A 14641-nucleotide genomic window follows, 5' to 3' on the forward strand; every position below is an offset into this window, starting at 1 on the left:
CCGGCGGCGGCGGGGGAAGCGGTGCGCCGGGCGGCGGCGGGAGCGGCGCCGGCGGTTGCGCCGGGACGGGCTCGGCCGCGGGCATCGGCAGGAACATGTGGTTGGTGAACTGGTCCTGGTGGGCACCGCCCCCGCCGACCTTGACGCCGCCGCCCTCGCCGGAGGACACCGGCGTGCCGTCGGGCAGGGTGACCGCCGCGTGGCCGCTGTTCCACCCGATCACCAGCGCACCGGGCTGCGACCCGTGCTGGAAGCCGCGGGCGAGCAGTTCACCTTCCATGTTGGCGGTCGTGAACCGGTCGCCGTAGACCGGGCGTCCGGTGGCCGCGTTGCTGACCCACGAGGCGAGACCGGAGCAGTCGGTGCCGGCGGGGGAGTCCCCACCGGAGACGTACGGCGTGCCGGAAACCGAATTGACCAGCGTCAACAAAGTGGCGATAGCAAACATGCGGCGGGACAGTAACAGAGCCGGCGAAGGCCGCCAAAACCGTGAGCTCGCCCATAGGGCTACAGCGATGTGGCACGGCCCACGCCCATGTGATCAGCGTTTACCGGCCCCGCGCGGCCCGCGGTCCGTCTTGATGGACACCGTTCGGCCGTCGACGATTGGCCGACAGCGATCCGTCGAGCCGGGAAACTCGCACCTTAACTGCGGGCATGGCAAACACCGTCCCCGCGCCACCCCAGCCGACCGAGAAGCAGGTCGGGGCGGCGACCGGTAGCCGACGCGCACGGGCCGGCACCGCCCGTGACCCCAGCGTTGACATGCATCCGTAGAGTTGCATATGGTCGGTCAGGCAGCCAGTCGGCTGCGTATGGAGGATCGCGATGGACGAGGTCTTCAAAGCGTTGGCGGACGCCAGCCGCCGCCGGCTCCTCGACACGCTCAACGTCCACGACGGCCAGACGCTGCGAGAGCTGTGCGCCGGCCTGGACATGACCCGGCAGTCGGTCAGCAAGCACCTCGCGGTGCTCGAGGCCGCGGGCCTGGTGACCACGGTGCGGCGGGGTCGGGAGAAACTCCACCACCTCAATGCCGATCCGATCGCCGCGCTCTCCGACCGCTGGATCACCCAGTACGCACCCACCCGCGGGCAGCCGCCGGTCGAGCTCGCCATCGCGACGCCGTCCGAACCCGCGCCCGAACCGCAGGCCTTCTGTTACACCACCTACCTGCGGACCACCCCCGAGCGGTTGTGGCATGCACTCACCGAGCCGTCCACGTCGCGGCGCCACCTGGGCCACGCGGTGGTCTCGACCTGGGAGAAGGGAGCGGCCTACGCCTGGCAGGAGAAGATGCTCGAGATCACCGACCCCGAGCAGATCGTGCTGGAGTCCGATCCCTATCAGCGGCTGGCGTTCCGGTTCCACACCTTCACCCCCGAGGTCGGCGGCGTGTACCGCGGCCTGGGGGCGGACGAGGTGGCGCGGGCAGCCGCCGAGCCCCGCTCGCGGGTGTCGTTCGACATGGCGGTGGTCGACGAGCAGGTCGAGTTGACCGTCGTCCACGACGGCTTTGGCCCGGACAGCGTGGTCGGCCCGTTGATCGCCCGGATGTGGCCACGCAAGCTCGCCAACCTGAAGAGCGGGCTGGAGTTCGGACCGGCCTGACGCCTCAGGCCCGCCGGTGCACGCTGACGGCGTAGTCGCCGCCGTCGTAGAAAACCCGCTCCCACGTCGCCCACCGCTGCACCGGCGTCAGCCCGGCCGCGGCGGCGGCGCGGTCGTAGTCGTCGAGCGACAGCCGGTCGGGACGGATCGAGAAGCCCGCGACCAGCAGCCCGCCGGGGCGCAGCCGACCGGCGAGGCCGGTCAGCACCCGACTCTCGGTGCCGGGCCGGACGAAGATCATGACGTTGCCGGCGAGCACGACGAGGTCGAAGTCGGCGCCGACCCCGTCGGGCGCGGATTCCAGGTCCGCGAGGTCTCCGAGTACCCAGATCAACTCGGGTGCCTTGACTTTCGCGGCATCAAGCATCGCCGGGTCGGCGTCCACGCCGACCACCGCGAACCCGCGGGCGGCCAGTTCCACGGCCACCCGCCCGGTGCCGCAGCCCGCGTCCAGCACCCGCGTGCCGCCGGTGCCGCGCAGCAGGTGCTCGACCAGGTCGGCCTCGCCGTGGATGCTCTGCCCCGATTCGGCGAGCCGCCGCCACCGGGCGTCATAGTCGTCACCGCGGGGCGCGTCGGCGCCCTGCCATCGCGTGGTCACCGGTCGCCGTCGCCGGTGCCGGCGATCAGCGCGGCCACGCTGTCGGCGACCGCGAGGCTGTCCGCGTCATCCGCGGGTTCGTACCGGTCGGCGGCCGCGTCGAAACGGGCGCCGACGATGTTGCCGTGGTCGGCGGCGATCTCGAGGTACTGCACGGCCCAGCCGGCCCCGCCCAGCGTGGCGGCGAAATCGCGGCTGACCCGGGGCGGGACGACGTCGTCGGAGGCGCCGTGCACAAGCGTGATCGGGGTCCGGTCTCCCGACGGTGGAGCGACGATCAGACGGCCGCCCGCGAAGGGATCGGGCGCGGTGAACGCGCCACCGAGGCACACCGCGCGCGCGACGCGGACCCCGTGCTGCGCGGCGGCCAGCGTCAGACCGATCGCGGCCGCACCGCCCATCGACCAGCCCACGACGATCAGACCGTCGGCCGCCCCCGGCTGCCCGGCCGCGAACCGGGCCGACGCCAGCAGGTCCGCCCGGCCGAGATCGTCGGCGTGGGAGTCCCAGTCGGCGGCGACCACCGCAAAGCCGCGCGCGGCGAGCCGTTCGGCCAGTGGGCCGACGGCGGCGCGCGAGTCGGTCTGCATGCCATGCCACAGCAGCACGGTGGGGTGGTCGGGCTCGCCGTAGCGATCGGCTGACCGGCCGGGGGCGTACTCGCACGTGGTCATCGACGCTCCACTTCCCGTGTTGTCCGTGCCGTGCCGTGCCGTCAGAACTGCGGCAGCCGTACCACCTGCACGAAGAACTCGTCGATCTGGCGCACGGCGTTCATGAACTGGTCGAGGTCGACCGGCTTGGTGACGTACGCGTTGGCGTGCAGCTTGTAGCTGCGCAGGATGTCCTCTTCGGCCGAGGAGGTGGTCAGCACCACGACGGGGATGTGGCTGAGGTTCGGGTCGGACTTCACCGTCTCCAGCAGCTGCCTGCCGTCGTACTTGGGCAGATTGAGGTCGAGCAGGATCAGGTCGGGCCGGGGAGCGTCGGCGTACTCGCCGCGGCGGTAGAGGAAGTCCAGCCCCTCCTGACCGTCGTGCGCGACATGCAGCGTGTTGCTGATCTTGTTGTGTTCGAATGCTTCTCGGGTGATCAGCTCGTCGCCGGGATCGTCCTCGATGAGCAGGACGTCGATGGGCCGACTGGACGTGGTCATGATGTGGCTCCTTCCAGAACCGCTTCGGGTTGTTCCTCGACGGCGACGGGCAGGGTCATGCGGAACCTGGTGCCGTCGGTGTAGCTGTTGTCGATCCAGATGGTGCCGCCGTGATACTCCACGATCTTCTTGCACAGCGCGAGGCCGATCCCCGTGCCGCCGTAGGCCTCCCGGCCGTGGAGTCGCTGGAAGATCACGAACACCTTCTGCGAGAACTCTTCGGCGATGCCGATCCCGTTGTCGGACACTGTGAGTAACCACTGACCCGCGCGATCGCTGCCGCCGGGTTCACAGGCGATGACGATGCGGGGCGCGGTGTCGGGCTTGCGGAATTTCACCGCGTTGCCGATCAGGTTCTGCCAGAGCATCGCCAACAGGGTGGGATCACCGAAGATGGTCGGCAGCGGTTCGGCCGGCCGCACGATCTCGGCGCCGGATTCGTCGATGGCCGTGGTGAGGTTGGACAACGCCGCGTCCAGGGCGTCGCCCAGGTCGACCGGCGAGTGAGCGGCGTTGAGTCGGCCCACCCGGGAGAAGGTCAGCAGATCGTTAATGAGCACCTGCATCCGCTTGGCGCCGTCGACGGCGAACCGGATGTACTCGGTCCCGCGCTCATCGAGTTGGTTGCCGTAGCGCTTCTCGAGCAGCTGACAGAACGAGGCCACCTTGCGCAGCGGCTCCTGCAGGTCGTGCGAGGCGACATAGGCGAACTGTTCGAGTTCGGCATTCGACCGGCGCAGTTCGACGGCCTGCTCGTCGAGTTCGACACGCGCGGTGCGGGAGGCCTCGAGCTCGGAGACGATGCGCTGGCGCATGTCCTCGACGTCGGAGGCGATGGCCCGGATGTCGCGGGGTCCGCGCGGCACGATGCGCTCGTCGAAATGCCCTTCGGTGATCCGCCGGCACGACTCGGCCAGCGCCGACAGCGGCCGCACCAGCGCGCCGCGCACGATCAACGCGAGCAGCAGCGCGGTGACGAAGAAGGCGCCGATGATGGCCGCCAGCACCCGATCGCGCCAGGCGCGCACGTCGTCGAGTTCCTGTATACCGACGGTGCGGGCCGCGGCCAGGTCGACGTTCTGCACGTGGAACAGCGCACGGATGTTGTCGAACTCCTCCTTGCCGCGCTGCAGTAGCGCATTGTCGACGGCCGCCCCGGTCCGGCCGTCGCGGACACTCTCGATCAGCGGCTCGGCGTAGCTCTCCCGCCACCGCTCGGCCGCCCCCTCGACGGCGTCGAGGTCGGCGAGCAGATTGCCGCGCCCCTCCACGTGGCCGCGGATCTCCTGCGCGGTCTCCTGCTCGGTCATCAGGCCGTCGTAGTAGGGCTCGAGGAACTGCGGGTCGGCGGCGATCGCATAGCCGCGCACGGCGGTCTCCTGATCGCGCAGCGCTCCCTGCAGCTGGTACGCCGCCACCCGGGCGGGCTGGATGTGATCGATCAGTTCGCGCGACACCGAGTCGGTGCGGGTCATGAGCATCGCACCCGCGACCGAGCCGGCCAGCACGAGCACACCCATCGTCGCCAGGACGACGTTCTGCCAGCCCTGCACGGTGAGCTGGCGCCCCCGGCTCCGGTTGGGAGCGGTCACCGCGTGCGCTCCACCCGCACCACGGCGATGTCGTCACTCAACCCGCCGCGGGACCGGGCGCGTTCCTCGGCACGATCGATCAGCGTCTCGACGAACTGCGAGCCGGGCAACGCGGCCAGCGACCGGGCCAGCAGAAGCAGACCATCCTCACCGAGGCGCCGGTTGCCTTCGCCGGAGTGGCCTTCGAACAGCCCGTCGGTCAGCAGCAGCACACCGTGCCCCTCCGGCAGCTCCAGCTCGTTGAGTGGCCAGTCGCTGCCACCCAGGCCCAGCGCCGGGCCTGCGGGCGGCTCCAACCACTCGACCGTGCCGCCGCCGTGCAGCAGCATGCCGGGATGTCCCGCGCGCACCGCGGTGAAGCTGCGGTTCCTGGGAGAGAAGGCAAGGCTGAGTACCGTGGCGAAGATCCCGCTGCCCTGGCGTTCGGCGCGCAGGATCCGCTCGAGTTGCTGCATGCGCTCGTTGCCGCGCAGCCCTGCGAAGGTCAGCGCCCGCCAGCCGATCCGCAGCGCGACGCCGAGGGCCGCCTCGTCGGGCCCGTGTCCCGAGACGTCGCCGACCATGACGTGCACGGTGCGGTCCGGGGTCTGCACGAAGTCGAAGAAGTCGCCACCGAGCAGCGCATTGGGCCGACTGGGCCGGTACTTGGCGACGATGTCGACGCCCGGATCGTCCATCAGCAGCGGCGAGGGCAGCAGCCCGCGTTCCAGGCGGGCGTTCTCCTGCGCGCGCAGCTGGCTGGCGTGCAGATCCACCGCGGTCAGCTCCGAGCGTTTGCGCTCGATCGCATAGAGCAGCGACCGGCGCAGCATCTCGGGTTCGACGCGTCCCTTGACCAGATAGTCCTGCGCACCGGACGCGACGGCGGACACGCCGTAGTGCTCGTCGATGTGGCCGGTGAGCACCACGATCGGCAGAGTGGGATCCAGATCACAGATCCGGTCGACGGCCGAGGTGCCGTTGGCATCGGGCAGATTCAGGTCGAGTAGGACGCAATCGGGGCGCGACGTCTTGATCTCGCGTTCGGCCAGCGCCATCGACTCCGCCCACCGCAGCCGGATGTCGGCGACGGCGTCGATGATCAACTCCTCGACGAGCAACGCGTCGCCACGGTCGTCTTCGACCAAGAGCACGGACAACGGTTCGGATGGCATGGTGGGAGCAACGCCAGTGTGCGGCAAAGGCCTCAGTCCTGGGTCATGCGGCGCGAGCATCGACAAACCGTCCTTCTCGTGTCATCACCGCGGCCGCGCTGACCTCTGCTTCAGTGATAGCTCTCTGACAATACCGAAGCCTGTTGTCCTGGGCGTCGATCCGGCGACCCGGCACCGCGCCGAGTCGGGCGCCGGCAGGTAGCGTCGACGGCGATCCCACCGTGTCTTTCCGTCCCGCCCTCGCCGCTGTTACGTCGGTACTCGCCATGGTGACCGGCTGCGCGCCGGACGCGGCGCCCCCGCAGGCACCGTCGCCGTCGCCGCCGGCGTCGGCGCCGGCCGCCCCGAGTGCAACGCGCGCCCCGGATCCGGCGCCGCCGCCCGCACCGCCGGTGTCACTCGAGCCGACGGTCACCCCCGTCACCGTGGCCGACCTCGGCGCCACCTGGCGGCCGGGTTGTCCGGTCGGTCCGGAGCGGTTGCGCCGCATCGAGGTGGCGTTCCTCGGCTTCGACAACCGCACCCAGCGCGGCGCGCTGGTGGTGCACGAGGATCTCGTCGGCGAAGTCATCGAGATCTTCGGCGAGCTCTACCGGATGCGCTATCCGGTCGAGCGGATGCGCACCGTCGAAGTCTATCCGAACGCCGACGACGAGCTGTCGATGGCCGACAACAACACCTCGGCGTACAACTGTCGCGGCATCCCGGGGTCGCAGAGCTGGTCGTATCACGCCTACGGCCGCGCCATCGACATCAACCCGCTGATCAACCCGTACATCGACAGCGGTGGCGCCTACCAGCCGGCCAACGCGGGTCCGTATCTGAACCGGTCGCGGATCGATCCGGGGATGCTGCACGCCGGCGATCCCGCGGTGCTCGCGTTCACCGAACGCGGCTGGCGCTGGGGTGGGGACTGGCGCACTCCGAAGGACTACCAACACTTCGAACGGCGCTGACGGCCGATACCGGTTGGCAGGGGGCACACAGGTTTCGGGCGCGCACAGCGGTCCGCACCGCTGCTACTCTCACCTACGCCGCTCGGTGTGTGCAGGCCCGCCATTCGCGTTCGAGGCCGTTGCCACCGAGCCGAACGAGCCAGTCACCAGTCCCTCACGAAACGAGTGTTGTGCGCAGCGGAGAGATCAGGGCCCTGTCCGGGCTGCGCATCGTCGCCGCGGTGTGGGTGGTGCTGTTCCACTTCCGGCCCCTGCTCGCGCAGGCCGCACCGGATCTGGCGTCGGCGCTGGCGCCGCTGCTGGACTGCGGCGCCCAGGGCGTTGACCTGTTCTTCATCCTCAGCGGCTTCGTGTTGACGTGGACCTACCTCGACCGGATGGGTCAGAGCTGGTCGACCCGGGCAACGGTGCGGTTCCTGTGGTTGCGGCTGGCCCGGGTGTGGCCGGTGTACCTGGTGACCATGCATCTGGCCGCGGCCTGGATCATCTTCACCCTCAACGTCGGTCACGTCCCCTCACCCGCGGTGGACCAGCTGACGGCCGTCAGCTACCTGCGTCAGCTGTTCCTCGTGCAGCTGTGGTTCCAGCCGTTCTTCGACGGGTCGAGCTGGAACGGCCCGGCCTGGTCGATCAGTGCGGAATGGCTGGCCTATCTGCTCTTCGGCGCGCTGATCCTGGTGGTGTTCCGGATTGCCCGGGTGACCCGGGCCCGCGGCCTGCTGTGGCTTGCGGTCGCCGCCTCACTGCCGCCGACGCTGCTGCTGCTGGCGACCGGTGAGTTCTACACTCCATGGAGCTGGTTGCCGCGCATCGTCATGCAGTTCACCGCGGGCGCGCTCGCCTGTGCCGCGGTGCGCAAGCTACGGCTCACCACGCGCGCCCGCCAGGGCTTCGGACTGCTGTCCCTGGCGATCGCCGCCACGATGGTCGGCGCGCTCTACTATCTCGACGCCCGCCCGCCCGCGAGCATCCGCGACGCCAGCGGCCTGGTGGACGTGCTGTTCGTGCCGTTGGTGGTGACGCTCGCCGTCGGCGCGGGCACGCTGCCGCGACTGCTCTCGGCCCGGCCGATGGTGTATCTGGGGCACATATCGTTCGGCCTGTACATGGTTCACGAGCTGGTGCACACCGCGTGGAACTGGGCGGCGGTGCAGTTCGAGATCACGCTGACGCCGGGCATCGCGGCGCAGGCGGTGGTGCTGGGCCTGCTGGCGGTGTCCACAGTGGGGGCGGCGGTGCTCTACCACGTCGTCGAGGAGCCGGCCCGGTTGTGGATGCGCCGGATGGTCGACGTCCGCGACTCCGGCACCGGCCCTGGTTCATCGCTGCCGGAAGCGCGGGCCGAGCGGGGCGAGCCGCTCGCCGTGCGCGCGGGCTGAGTCGGTTTCGTGATCGTCACGCGAGCAAGCCGAGCTGTTGCGGTCCCGGCGCGGCGACATAGGCTCCTCAGCATTGTGTGTGCGGCGTCCCGATGCCGTCGAACGGGGAGGTAGCGGTGAGTCGCCTGGTCACGCTGGTGCTGTCGGTTGCGCTGCTGGTCGGTCTCGTCGTCGGCCGCCCGGTGCCGCACCGCGACGACCCCATGGTGACCCTGCAGTACTCGGGCTATCGCGTGGCGGTGGTGGGGGATTCCTACACCACCGGCAGCAACGAGGGCGGTGAGGGCAACCGCGGATGGGCGACGCTGGCCTGGCAGTCACTGGCCCGCCAGGGCCTGCCGGTCCGGGCCGACGTGGCCGCCGAGGGCGGCGCCGGCTACGGCGTTCGCGGCAACCGCGGCAGTGTCTTCGAGGACCTCACCGCCCGCGCCGTCTCGCCCGACGACCAGCTGGTGGTGTTCTACGGCTCGCGCAACGACCAGCCCGTCGAGCCGGCACTGCTGTCGATCATGGTGTACGGCGTCTTCCAGTCGGCCCGGCGCACCGCCCCGAATGCGCGGCTGCTGGTGATCGGCCCGCCGTGGCCGACCGCCGACCCGCCCGAGGCCATCACCCGCATCCGCGACACCCTGCGCTATCAGGCGCGGCTGGCCAACGCCACATTCGTCGACCCGCTCGCCGAACGGTGGTTCGTCGACGAACCGCAGCTCATCGGCGCCGACGGCGTGCACCCGACCGATGCGGGGCACGTCTACATGGCGGACAAGATCGCCCCGCTGATCGCCGCCCAGCTGGCCCGTCGGATCTAGACACCGCCGATGAAATCGGCTTCATACACCGCCGATGAAATCGGCGACGAGTCGCCCGAGTTCCGCCCCGCACTGCTCCTGAACGAAATGCCCGGCGCCGGTGATCACCGGATGCTCGAGGCCGCGGGCGCCCGGCACGCGCTCTTGGAACACCCGGTCCCAGCCGCGGGTTGCGGGGTCGCCGTCGGAATAGGCGGTCAGGAACGGCCGGTGCCACTGCTCGAGCACCGCCATGGTGGCCCGCCCGATCTTCGCGCCGGGATCGCTGCGGGTCAGCGGGACCAGTGCGGTGAGCTGGCGCAGCCCGGCCTTGTAGGCGCGGTCGGGAAACGGGGCGTCGTAGGCGCGCAGCACGTCTTCGGGAAGGGGTCCGGCGACGGCGTCGAGGAAGACGCTGGCGGTGATGTCGGGGGAGCGCTGGTAGAACGCCACGTAGTCGAGCAGCGCCTCCTCGTGCAGGACGCGGCCGTCGCCGACGCCGTGGTGCGCCCAGGTCAGCCGGTCGGCCAGACCCGGATCGCAGGTGTGCAGGATCGTGTTGGTGGCGACCACGCCGGCGAACCGGTCCGGGTCGCGGGCCAGCACACTGAGCCCGATGGGGCCACCCCAGTCCTGCGCGACCAGCGTGACATCGCGCAGGTCGAGCGCGGTCACCAGCGCATGCATCCAGTCGACGTGGCGGGCGAAGGTGTAATCGGTGGGGTCGGCGGGTTTGTCCGATCGGCCGAAGCCGATGTGGTCGGGGGCGATGACGCGCACCCCCGCCGCGACCAGCACGCCGATGACGTCGCGGTAGAGGTAGGACCAGGTGGGTTGGCCGTGCAGCAGCAGGGCCACCGGCCCGTCAGGTGGACCCTCGTCGACGAAATGCATGCGCACTGGCGGCAGTGTGCGCGTGCTCACCTGCCGGTAGTGCGGTGCGAACGCGTATCCCGGCAGACCGGTGAAGCATTCGTCGGGTGTCCGCAGGACCTGCATCGCATCGCTCCCCTCGGCGGGTGTCGCGGTCAATCTTGCACGGCCTTGGCCACCGCTACGCATACGGTCAGCCAACCGCCGTCGGGTGGGCCGGGCCGGGTCAGCTCCCACACGGCATTGGTCATCATCCGGATGACCACCCAGGCGCGGGCGCGGGACTCGTCGAACTCCGCCGCGTCGACGAGGGCGTAGAACCGTCTGCGCACCCCGTCACGCACATCGCCGGCCAGCTCGTCCCAGCGGTTCCACAGCATCGGCGCGACCTCGTAATGCGGGTCGCCGTTGAGCGGCTTGGGATCGATCGCCACCCACGGATCTCGTTCGGCGGCGAGCACATTCGCGTAGTGCAGGTCAGTGTGGATGAGTGTGCCGGTGCTCGCGGGGTCGCTCCGCAGGTCGCCGGCGAGCCCGACCGCCTGCTCGACGAGCCGGTGGGGCAGCGGCGCGCCGCGCGGCAGCCCGGCCAGCAGCGCGGTCCACGTGTCGAGCGCGGCGGTCAGCGTCCGCAGCTGCGGCAGCGCGGGCACGTGCAGGCGACGGTAGAGTCCGGCCACCACGTCGCACGCCGCGACGTCCCAGAGCTCGGTCAGGTCGCGGGGTGCCAACCGCTCGAGCAGCAGTGCGCGCCGGTGCGGCTGGGCGCTGAGCAGCCGCACCGCGCCGACGCCGCCCCACCGGCGCAGCGCGAGGTGTTCGTGCTGCGAATCGTCCTCGGGGAAGCCCAGTTTGAGTACGGCGGCCTGACCGGACGGGGTGCGGACCGGCAGCACCAGCGAGCTCTCGCCGTGGGTGGGCGCACCGTCGGGACGCAGCTCCCACTCCCGCATCTGGCGTTGCGCCTCGGCGGGCAGCCCGTCGAGCCACTGCCGCCAGTCCGGTCCGCGAACCGCCATGGCGCGCAGCGTGTCTGGGAGCTCGATCATGTCTGCGCAACGCGAGACACCCCGCGAACCGGGCGGCGGTTCGCGGGGTGTCCCGGTGATGACGGTGTGACTGCTACTTCTCCAGATCGAACCGGTCGTTGTTCATGACCTTGACCCACGCGGCGACGAAGTCCTCGACGAACTTGCCGGCGCTGTCGTCCTGCGCGTAGACCTCGGCGATGCCGCGCAGCACCGAGTTCGACCCGAAAACGAGGTCGGCGGCGGTGGCGGTCCACTTCGCCGCACCGGTGGAGCGGTCGCGGCCCTCGTAGACGTTCTCGGTGGCCTCCGACGGCTTCCACTGGGTCCGCATGTCCAGCAGGTTGACGAAGAAGTCGTTGGTCAGCAGGCCCGGCCGGTCGGTGAACACGCCGTGCTTGGTGCCGCCGTGATTCGCGCCGATCACCCGCAGACCGCCGATCAGCGCGGTCATCTCCGGAGCGGTCAGGTTCAGGAAGTACGCCTTGTCCACCAGCAGCTGCTCGGCCGGCGTCTTGTCACCGGGCCGGGCGAAGTTGCGGAACCCGTCGGCCTTCGTCTCCAGGACCGAGAACGACTCGACGTCGGTGTCCTCCTGTGAGGCGTCGGTGCGCCCCGGTGCGAAGTACACGTCGATCTCGTAGCCGGCGTCGCGCGCGGCCTTCTCGACCGCCGCCGACCCCGCGAGCACGATCAGGTCGGCCAGCGAGATCTTCTTTCCGCCCGTCGCCGAGCTGTTGAAGTCCTGCTGGATGCGCTCGAGCACCGGCAGCACCCGGTCGAGCTCGGCCGGCTCGTTGGCCTCCCAATTGCGCTGCGGCTGCAGCCGGATCCGGGCGCCGTTGGCCCCGCCGCGCTTGTCGGTGCCGCGGAAGCTCGACGCGGACGCCCATGCGGTCTTGACCAGCTGCGCGACCGACAGGCCGGAATCCAGCAGCGTGCTCTTCAGCGAGGCGATGTCGGACTCGTCGACCAGCGCGTGGTCCACGGCCGGCACCGGGTCCTGCCACAGCTGCGGCTCGGCCACCCACGGGCCGAGGTAGCGGCTGACCGGGCCCATGTCGCGGTGCATCAGCTTGTACCACGCCTTGGCGAACGCCTCGTTCATCTCCTCGGGGTGGTCCAGCCACCGCCGGGTGATCTTCCCGTAGATCGGGTCGACCCGCATCGAGACGTCGGTGACCAGCATCGTGGGCTTACGCGGCGGCCCACCGAACGGATCCGGGATGGTGGCCTCGGCGTCCTTGGCCTCGAACTGCCAGGCGCCCGCGGGGCTCTTGGTGAGCTCCCACTCGTTGCCGTACAGGATCTCGAGGTAGCCGTTGCTCCACTGCGTCGGCGTGCCGGTCCAGACGACCTCCAGGCCGCTGGTCACGGTGTCGTTGGCGTTGCCGGACCCGAACGGGCACTTCCAGCCCAGACCCTGATCCTCGATCGGAGCGCCCTCGGGCTCGGGGCCGACGTTGACGTCGGCGGCGCCGTGCGTCTTGCCGAGGGTGTGGCCGCCGACGATCAGCGCCGCGGTCTCCTCGTCGTTCATCGCCATCCGGCCGAAGGTTTCGCGGATGTCGTGTGCGGCGGCCAGCGGATCCGGCTTGCCTTCCGGGCCTTCGGGATTGACGTAGATGAGGCCCATCGTGGTGGCGCCGAACGGCTCGGCGAGCTCACGCTTGTCGCTGTCGTTGGTGCCGTTGTAGCGCTTGTCGGTGCCCAGCCAGGTGTCCTCCTGGCCCCACAGCATCTCCTCGGGCTCCCAGATGTCCTCGCGGCCGAACGCGAAGCCCATGGTCTGGAAGCCCGACGACTCCAGCGCGGCGTTCCCGGCGTACGCGATCAGGTCGGCCCAGGAGATCTTGTTGCCATACTTCTGCTTGATCGGCCACAGCAGGCGGCGCGCCTTGTCCAGGTTGGCGTTGTCCGGCCAGCTGTTGAGCGGGGCGAAGCGCTGGCTGCCCTGGCCGGCGCCGCCACGGCCGTCGAAGATGCGGTAGGTGCCCGCGGCGTGCCAGCTCATCCGGATGAACAGGCCGGCGTAGCTGCCGTAGTCGGCGGGCCACCAGTCCTGCGAAGTGTTGATGACATCGATGACGTCACGCTTGAACGCCTCGACGTCGAGCTGGGCGAACGCCTCGGCGTAGTTGAAGTCCTCGCCGAGCGGGTTGCCCTTCTCGTTCTGCTTGTGCAGCACCGACACGTCGACCTGCTCGGGCCACCAGTCCTTGTTGGTCAGCGGCGCATGAGCTTTGGGTTCGGGCGAGTCGATGATCGGGTTCTCGGACTCGCTGTGGCTGTGGGTCTCGCTGTCGGAGGCGGGCGGGCGGGCGTCGGAGGTGTCGGACACTGTGTTTCCCTTCATATTCCGTACATCATTCGAGTGATGGGGCTGTGATCACGGATGTGATCAGGGATGTCGTTGGGTGGAGCAGTCTGGGCAGAAGCCCCAGTAGATGACCTCGGCCTCATCGAGGACGAAGCCGTCGAGCGCGTCGTGATGCGAGGGGGTCAGACAGGGCGCCTCCCCGACCGCGCAGTCCACGTCGCCGATCTTGCCGCATGCCCGGCACACCACGTGGTGGTGGTTGTCGCCGACCCGGGTCTCGTAGCGTGCTACCGAGCCGGACGGCTGGATCCGCCGGATCAGGCGAGCGCCGGTGAGTGCGTGCAGCACGTCGTAGACCGCCTGGCGGGACACCTCCGGCAGCGCGGCGCGCACGGCGGCGAAGATCGTGTCGGTGTCGGCGTGCGGATGGGCGTGCACCGCTTCCAGCACGGCCACCCGCGGACGGGTGACGCGCAGATCGGCGCCCCTCAGCTGGTCCACGTACTCCGACGACACGACAGCCATATCACTCCTTTTTCTGGAATTAGTCAAGACTTGGCGCCCAGCATGTCGTTCCGCGGGAGCCGACCCGCAGGCCGGTTGGACGAGCTGAACCGTTCTGCGCCTTACGAACTCGGCCGCCCGCGGTGAGCGGAACGCGAAATCGGCAGCGGATCGGCGATTCGGTCGGGCGCCGCACCGGCCCGTGACTAGGATCACCGCGTGGCGAAATTGGAGCTGTCCCGCGAGTTGACGCTGAGTCCGGAGGACGCCTGGGCGCACGCGTCGAACCTCTCGGAGATGGGGGACTGGCTGGTGCTGCACGAGGGCTGGCGCAGCAAGCTGCCGGACGAGCTCACCGAGGGCACCACGATCGTCGGCGTCGCGGGCGCCAAGGGCATGCGCAACCGGGTCACCTGGACCATTCAGCGACTCGACCCGCCCGAACTGCTCGAGGTGAAGGGCAAAGGGGTCGGCGGCACCAAGTACGGACTGACCATGGCGGTGCGTCCGACCACGGGCGGGTGCGCCTTCACCGTCACCCTCGAACTCGGCGGGGCGCCGCTGTTCGGACCCATCGGCGCGACCGCGGCGCGCGCCGTCAAGGGCGACATCGACCGGTCGATCCAGCGCTTCGAAGAGCTCTACAGCTGACCGCAGACCCGAGGCGAACAGTCCCCGA

General features: G+C 69.9%; 15 protein-coding genes. 5 read left to right on the plus strand and 10 right to left on the minus strand.

The features are described 5' to 3' along the window. Positions 1–448 (minus strand): NlpC/P60 family protein (locus E4P42_RS07890; protein WP_135124803.1); only part of this gene is annotated, 448 nt, incomplete at its 3' end. A 380-nt stretch (positions 449–828) separates the two neighbouring features. Here E4P42_RS07890 and E4P42_RS07895 point away from each other — a divergent pair. Beyond that, positions 829–1611, plus strand: coding sequence for a metalloregulator ArsR/SmtB family transcription factor (locus E4P42_RS07895; RefSeq protein ID WP_135124805.1), 783 nt, complete (start codon positions 829–831; stop codon positions 1609–1611). Positions 1612–1615: 4 nt separating this feature from the next. On the opposite strand, the gene E4P42_RS07900 is transcribed toward E4P42_RS07895, so the two are convergent. Genes E4P42_RS07900 through E4P42_RS07920 form a run of 5 tightly spaced genes read right to left on the minus strand, consistent with a single transcriptional unit; the run spans position 1616 to position 6174 of the window. Continuing rightward, on the minus strand, positions 1616–2212 hold the full coding sequence (locus E4P42_RS07900) for a class I SAM-dependent methyltransferase (RefSeq protein ID WP_135124807.1): 597 nt from the start codon (positions 2210–2212) through the stop codon (positions 1616–1618). Continuing rightward, a complete protein-coding gene (locus E4P42_RS07905; RefSeq protein ID WP_135124809.1) occupies positions 2209–2886 on the minus strand; it encodes a S9 family peptidase in 678 nt (225 codons plus the stop codon). The genes E4P42_RS07900 and E4P42_RS07905 overlap by 4 nt, the downstream gene beginning before the upstream one ends. Positions 2887–2927: 41 nt before the next feature. Beyond that, the gene (locus E4P42_RS07910) at positions 2928–3368 is read right to left on the minus strand and encodes a response regulator (RefSeq protein WP_135124811.1); all 441 of its coding nucleotides are present in this window, start codon (positions 3366–3368) and stop codon (positions 2928–2930) included. Then, positions 3365–4960: a CHASE3 domain-containing protein gene (locus E4P42_RS07915; RefSeq protein WP_135124813.1), complete on the minus strand. Its 1596-nt coding sequence runs from the start codon at positions 4958–4960 to the stop codon at positions 3365–3367. Before E4P42_RS07915 ends, E4P42_RS07910 begins: the two co-directional genes overlap by 4 nt. Continuing rightward, positions 4957–6174: a PP2C family protein-serine/threonine phosphatase gene (locus E4P42_RS07920; protein WP_135124815.1), complete on the minus strand. Its 1218-nt coding sequence runs from the start codon at positions 6172–6174 to the stop codon at positions 4957–4959. Before E4P42_RS07920 ends, E4P42_RS07915 begins: the two co-directional genes overlap by 4 nt. A gap of 206 nt (positions 6175–6380) precedes the next feature. On the opposite strand from E4P42_RS07920, the gene E4P42_RS07925 reads away from it, so the two are divergent. From E4P42_RS07925 to E4P42_RS07935, 3 genes are all read left to right on the plus strand, one after another. Further along, positions 6381–7070: a M15 family metallopeptidase gene (locus E4P42_RS07925; protein WP_135125223.1), complete on the plus strand. Its 690-nt coding sequence runs from the start codon at positions 6381–6383 to the stop codon at positions 7068–7070. Between the two features lie 170 nt (positions 7071–7240). Continuing rightward, on the plus strand, positions 7241–8449 hold the full coding sequence (locus tag E4P42_RS07930; RefSeq protein WP_135124817.1) for an acyltransferase: 1209 nt from the start codon (positions 7241–7243) through the stop codon (positions 8447–8449). 116 nt (positions 8450–8565) lie between these two features. Further along, the gene (locus E4P42_RS07935; protein ID WP_135124819.1) at positions 8566–9258 is read left to right on the plus strand and encodes a GDSL lipase; all 693 of its coding nucleotides are present in this window, start codon (positions 8566–8568) and stop codon (positions 9256–9258) included. Between the two features lie 21 nt (positions 9259–9279). Here E4P42_RS07935 and E4P42_RS07940 read toward each other — a convergent pair whose 3' ends face one another. From E4P42_RS07940 to E4P42_RS07955, 4 genes are all read right to left on the minus strand, one after another. Continuing rightward, positions 9280–10269 carry a haloalkane dehalogenase gene (locus E4P42_RS07940; RefSeq protein ID WP_371286999.1) on the minus strand — a complete coding sequence of 330 codons (990 nt, stop codon included), beginning with the start codon at positions 10267–10269 and terminating at the stop codon, positions 9280–9282. Next, a complete protein-coding gene (locus E4P42_RS07945) occupies positions 10266–11159 on the minus strand; it encodes an aminoglycoside phosphotransferase family protein (protein WP_135124822.1) in 894 nt (297 codons plus the stop codon). Before E4P42_RS07945 ends, E4P42_RS07940 begins: the two co-directional genes overlap by 4 nt. A 73-nt stretch (positions 11160–11232) precedes the next feature. Next, positions 11233–13494: a catalase/peroxidase HPI gene (katG, locus tag E4P42_RS07950; RefSeq protein ID WP_135124824.1), complete on the minus strand. Its 2262-nt coding sequence runs from the start codon at positions 13492–13494 to the stop codon at positions 11233–11235. Between the two features lie 45 nt (positions 13495–13539). Next, entirely contained in the window at positions 13540–13983 is a 444-nt protein-coding gene (locus E4P42_RS07955) for a Fur family transcriptional regulator (RefSeq protein WP_371287000.1), read from the minus strand. A gap of 198 nt (positions 13984–14181) precedes the next feature. Here E4P42_RS07955 and E4P42_RS07960 point away from each other — a divergent pair, with 198 nt between their 5' ends. Beyond that, positions 14182–14613, plus strand: coding sequence for an SRPBCC family protein (locus E4P42_RS07960; RefSeq protein ID WP_135124826.1), 432 nt, complete (start codon positions 14182–14184; stop codon positions 14611–14613). The last annotated feature ends 28 nt before the right edge of the window (positions 14614–14641 follow it).

This window comes from Mycobacterium sp. PS03-16 (assembly GCF_004570325.1).
GTDB lineage: Bacteria > Actinomycetota > Actinomycetes > Mycobacteriales > Mycobacteriaceae > Mycobacterium.

What these genes read in the sequence shown, in the direction of transcription:
- E4P42_RS07895 (WP_135124805.1), top strand. Translation starts at nt 829, where the DNA reads ATGGACGAGGTCTTCAAAGCGTTGGCGGACGCCAGCCGCCGCCGGCTC.
- E4P42_RS07905 (WP_135124809.1), bottom strand. Translation starts at nt 2,886, where the DNA reads ATGACCACGTGCGAGTACGCCCCCGGCCGGTCAGCCGATCGCTACGGC.
- E4P42_RS07910 (WP_135124811.1), bottom strand. Translation starts at nt 3,368, where the DNA reads ATGACCACGTCCAGTCGGCCCATCGACGTCCTGCTCATCGAGGACGAT.
- E4P42_RS07920 (WP_135124815.1), bottom strand. Translation starts at nt 6,174, where the DNA reads ATGCTCGCGCCGCATGACCCAGGACTGAGGCCTTTGCCGCACACTGGC.
- E4P42_RS07925 (WP_135125223.1), top strand. Translation starts at nt 6,381, where the DNA reads ATGGTGACCGGCTGCGCGCCGGACGCGGCGCCCCCGCAGGCACCGTCG.
- E4P42_RS07945 (WP_135124822.1), bottom strand. Translation starts at nt 11,159, where the DNA reads ATGATCGAGCTCCCAGACACGCTGCGCGCCATGGCGGTTCGCGGACCG.
- katG (WP_135124824.1), bottom strand. Translation starts at nt 13,494, where the DNA reads ATGAAGGGAAACACAGTGTCCGACACCTCCGACGCCCGCCCGCCCGCC.
- E4P42_RS07955 (WP_371287000.1), bottom strand. Translation starts at nt 13,983, where the DNA reads ATGGCTGTCGTGTCGTCGGAGTACGTGGACCAGCTGAGGGGCGCCGAT.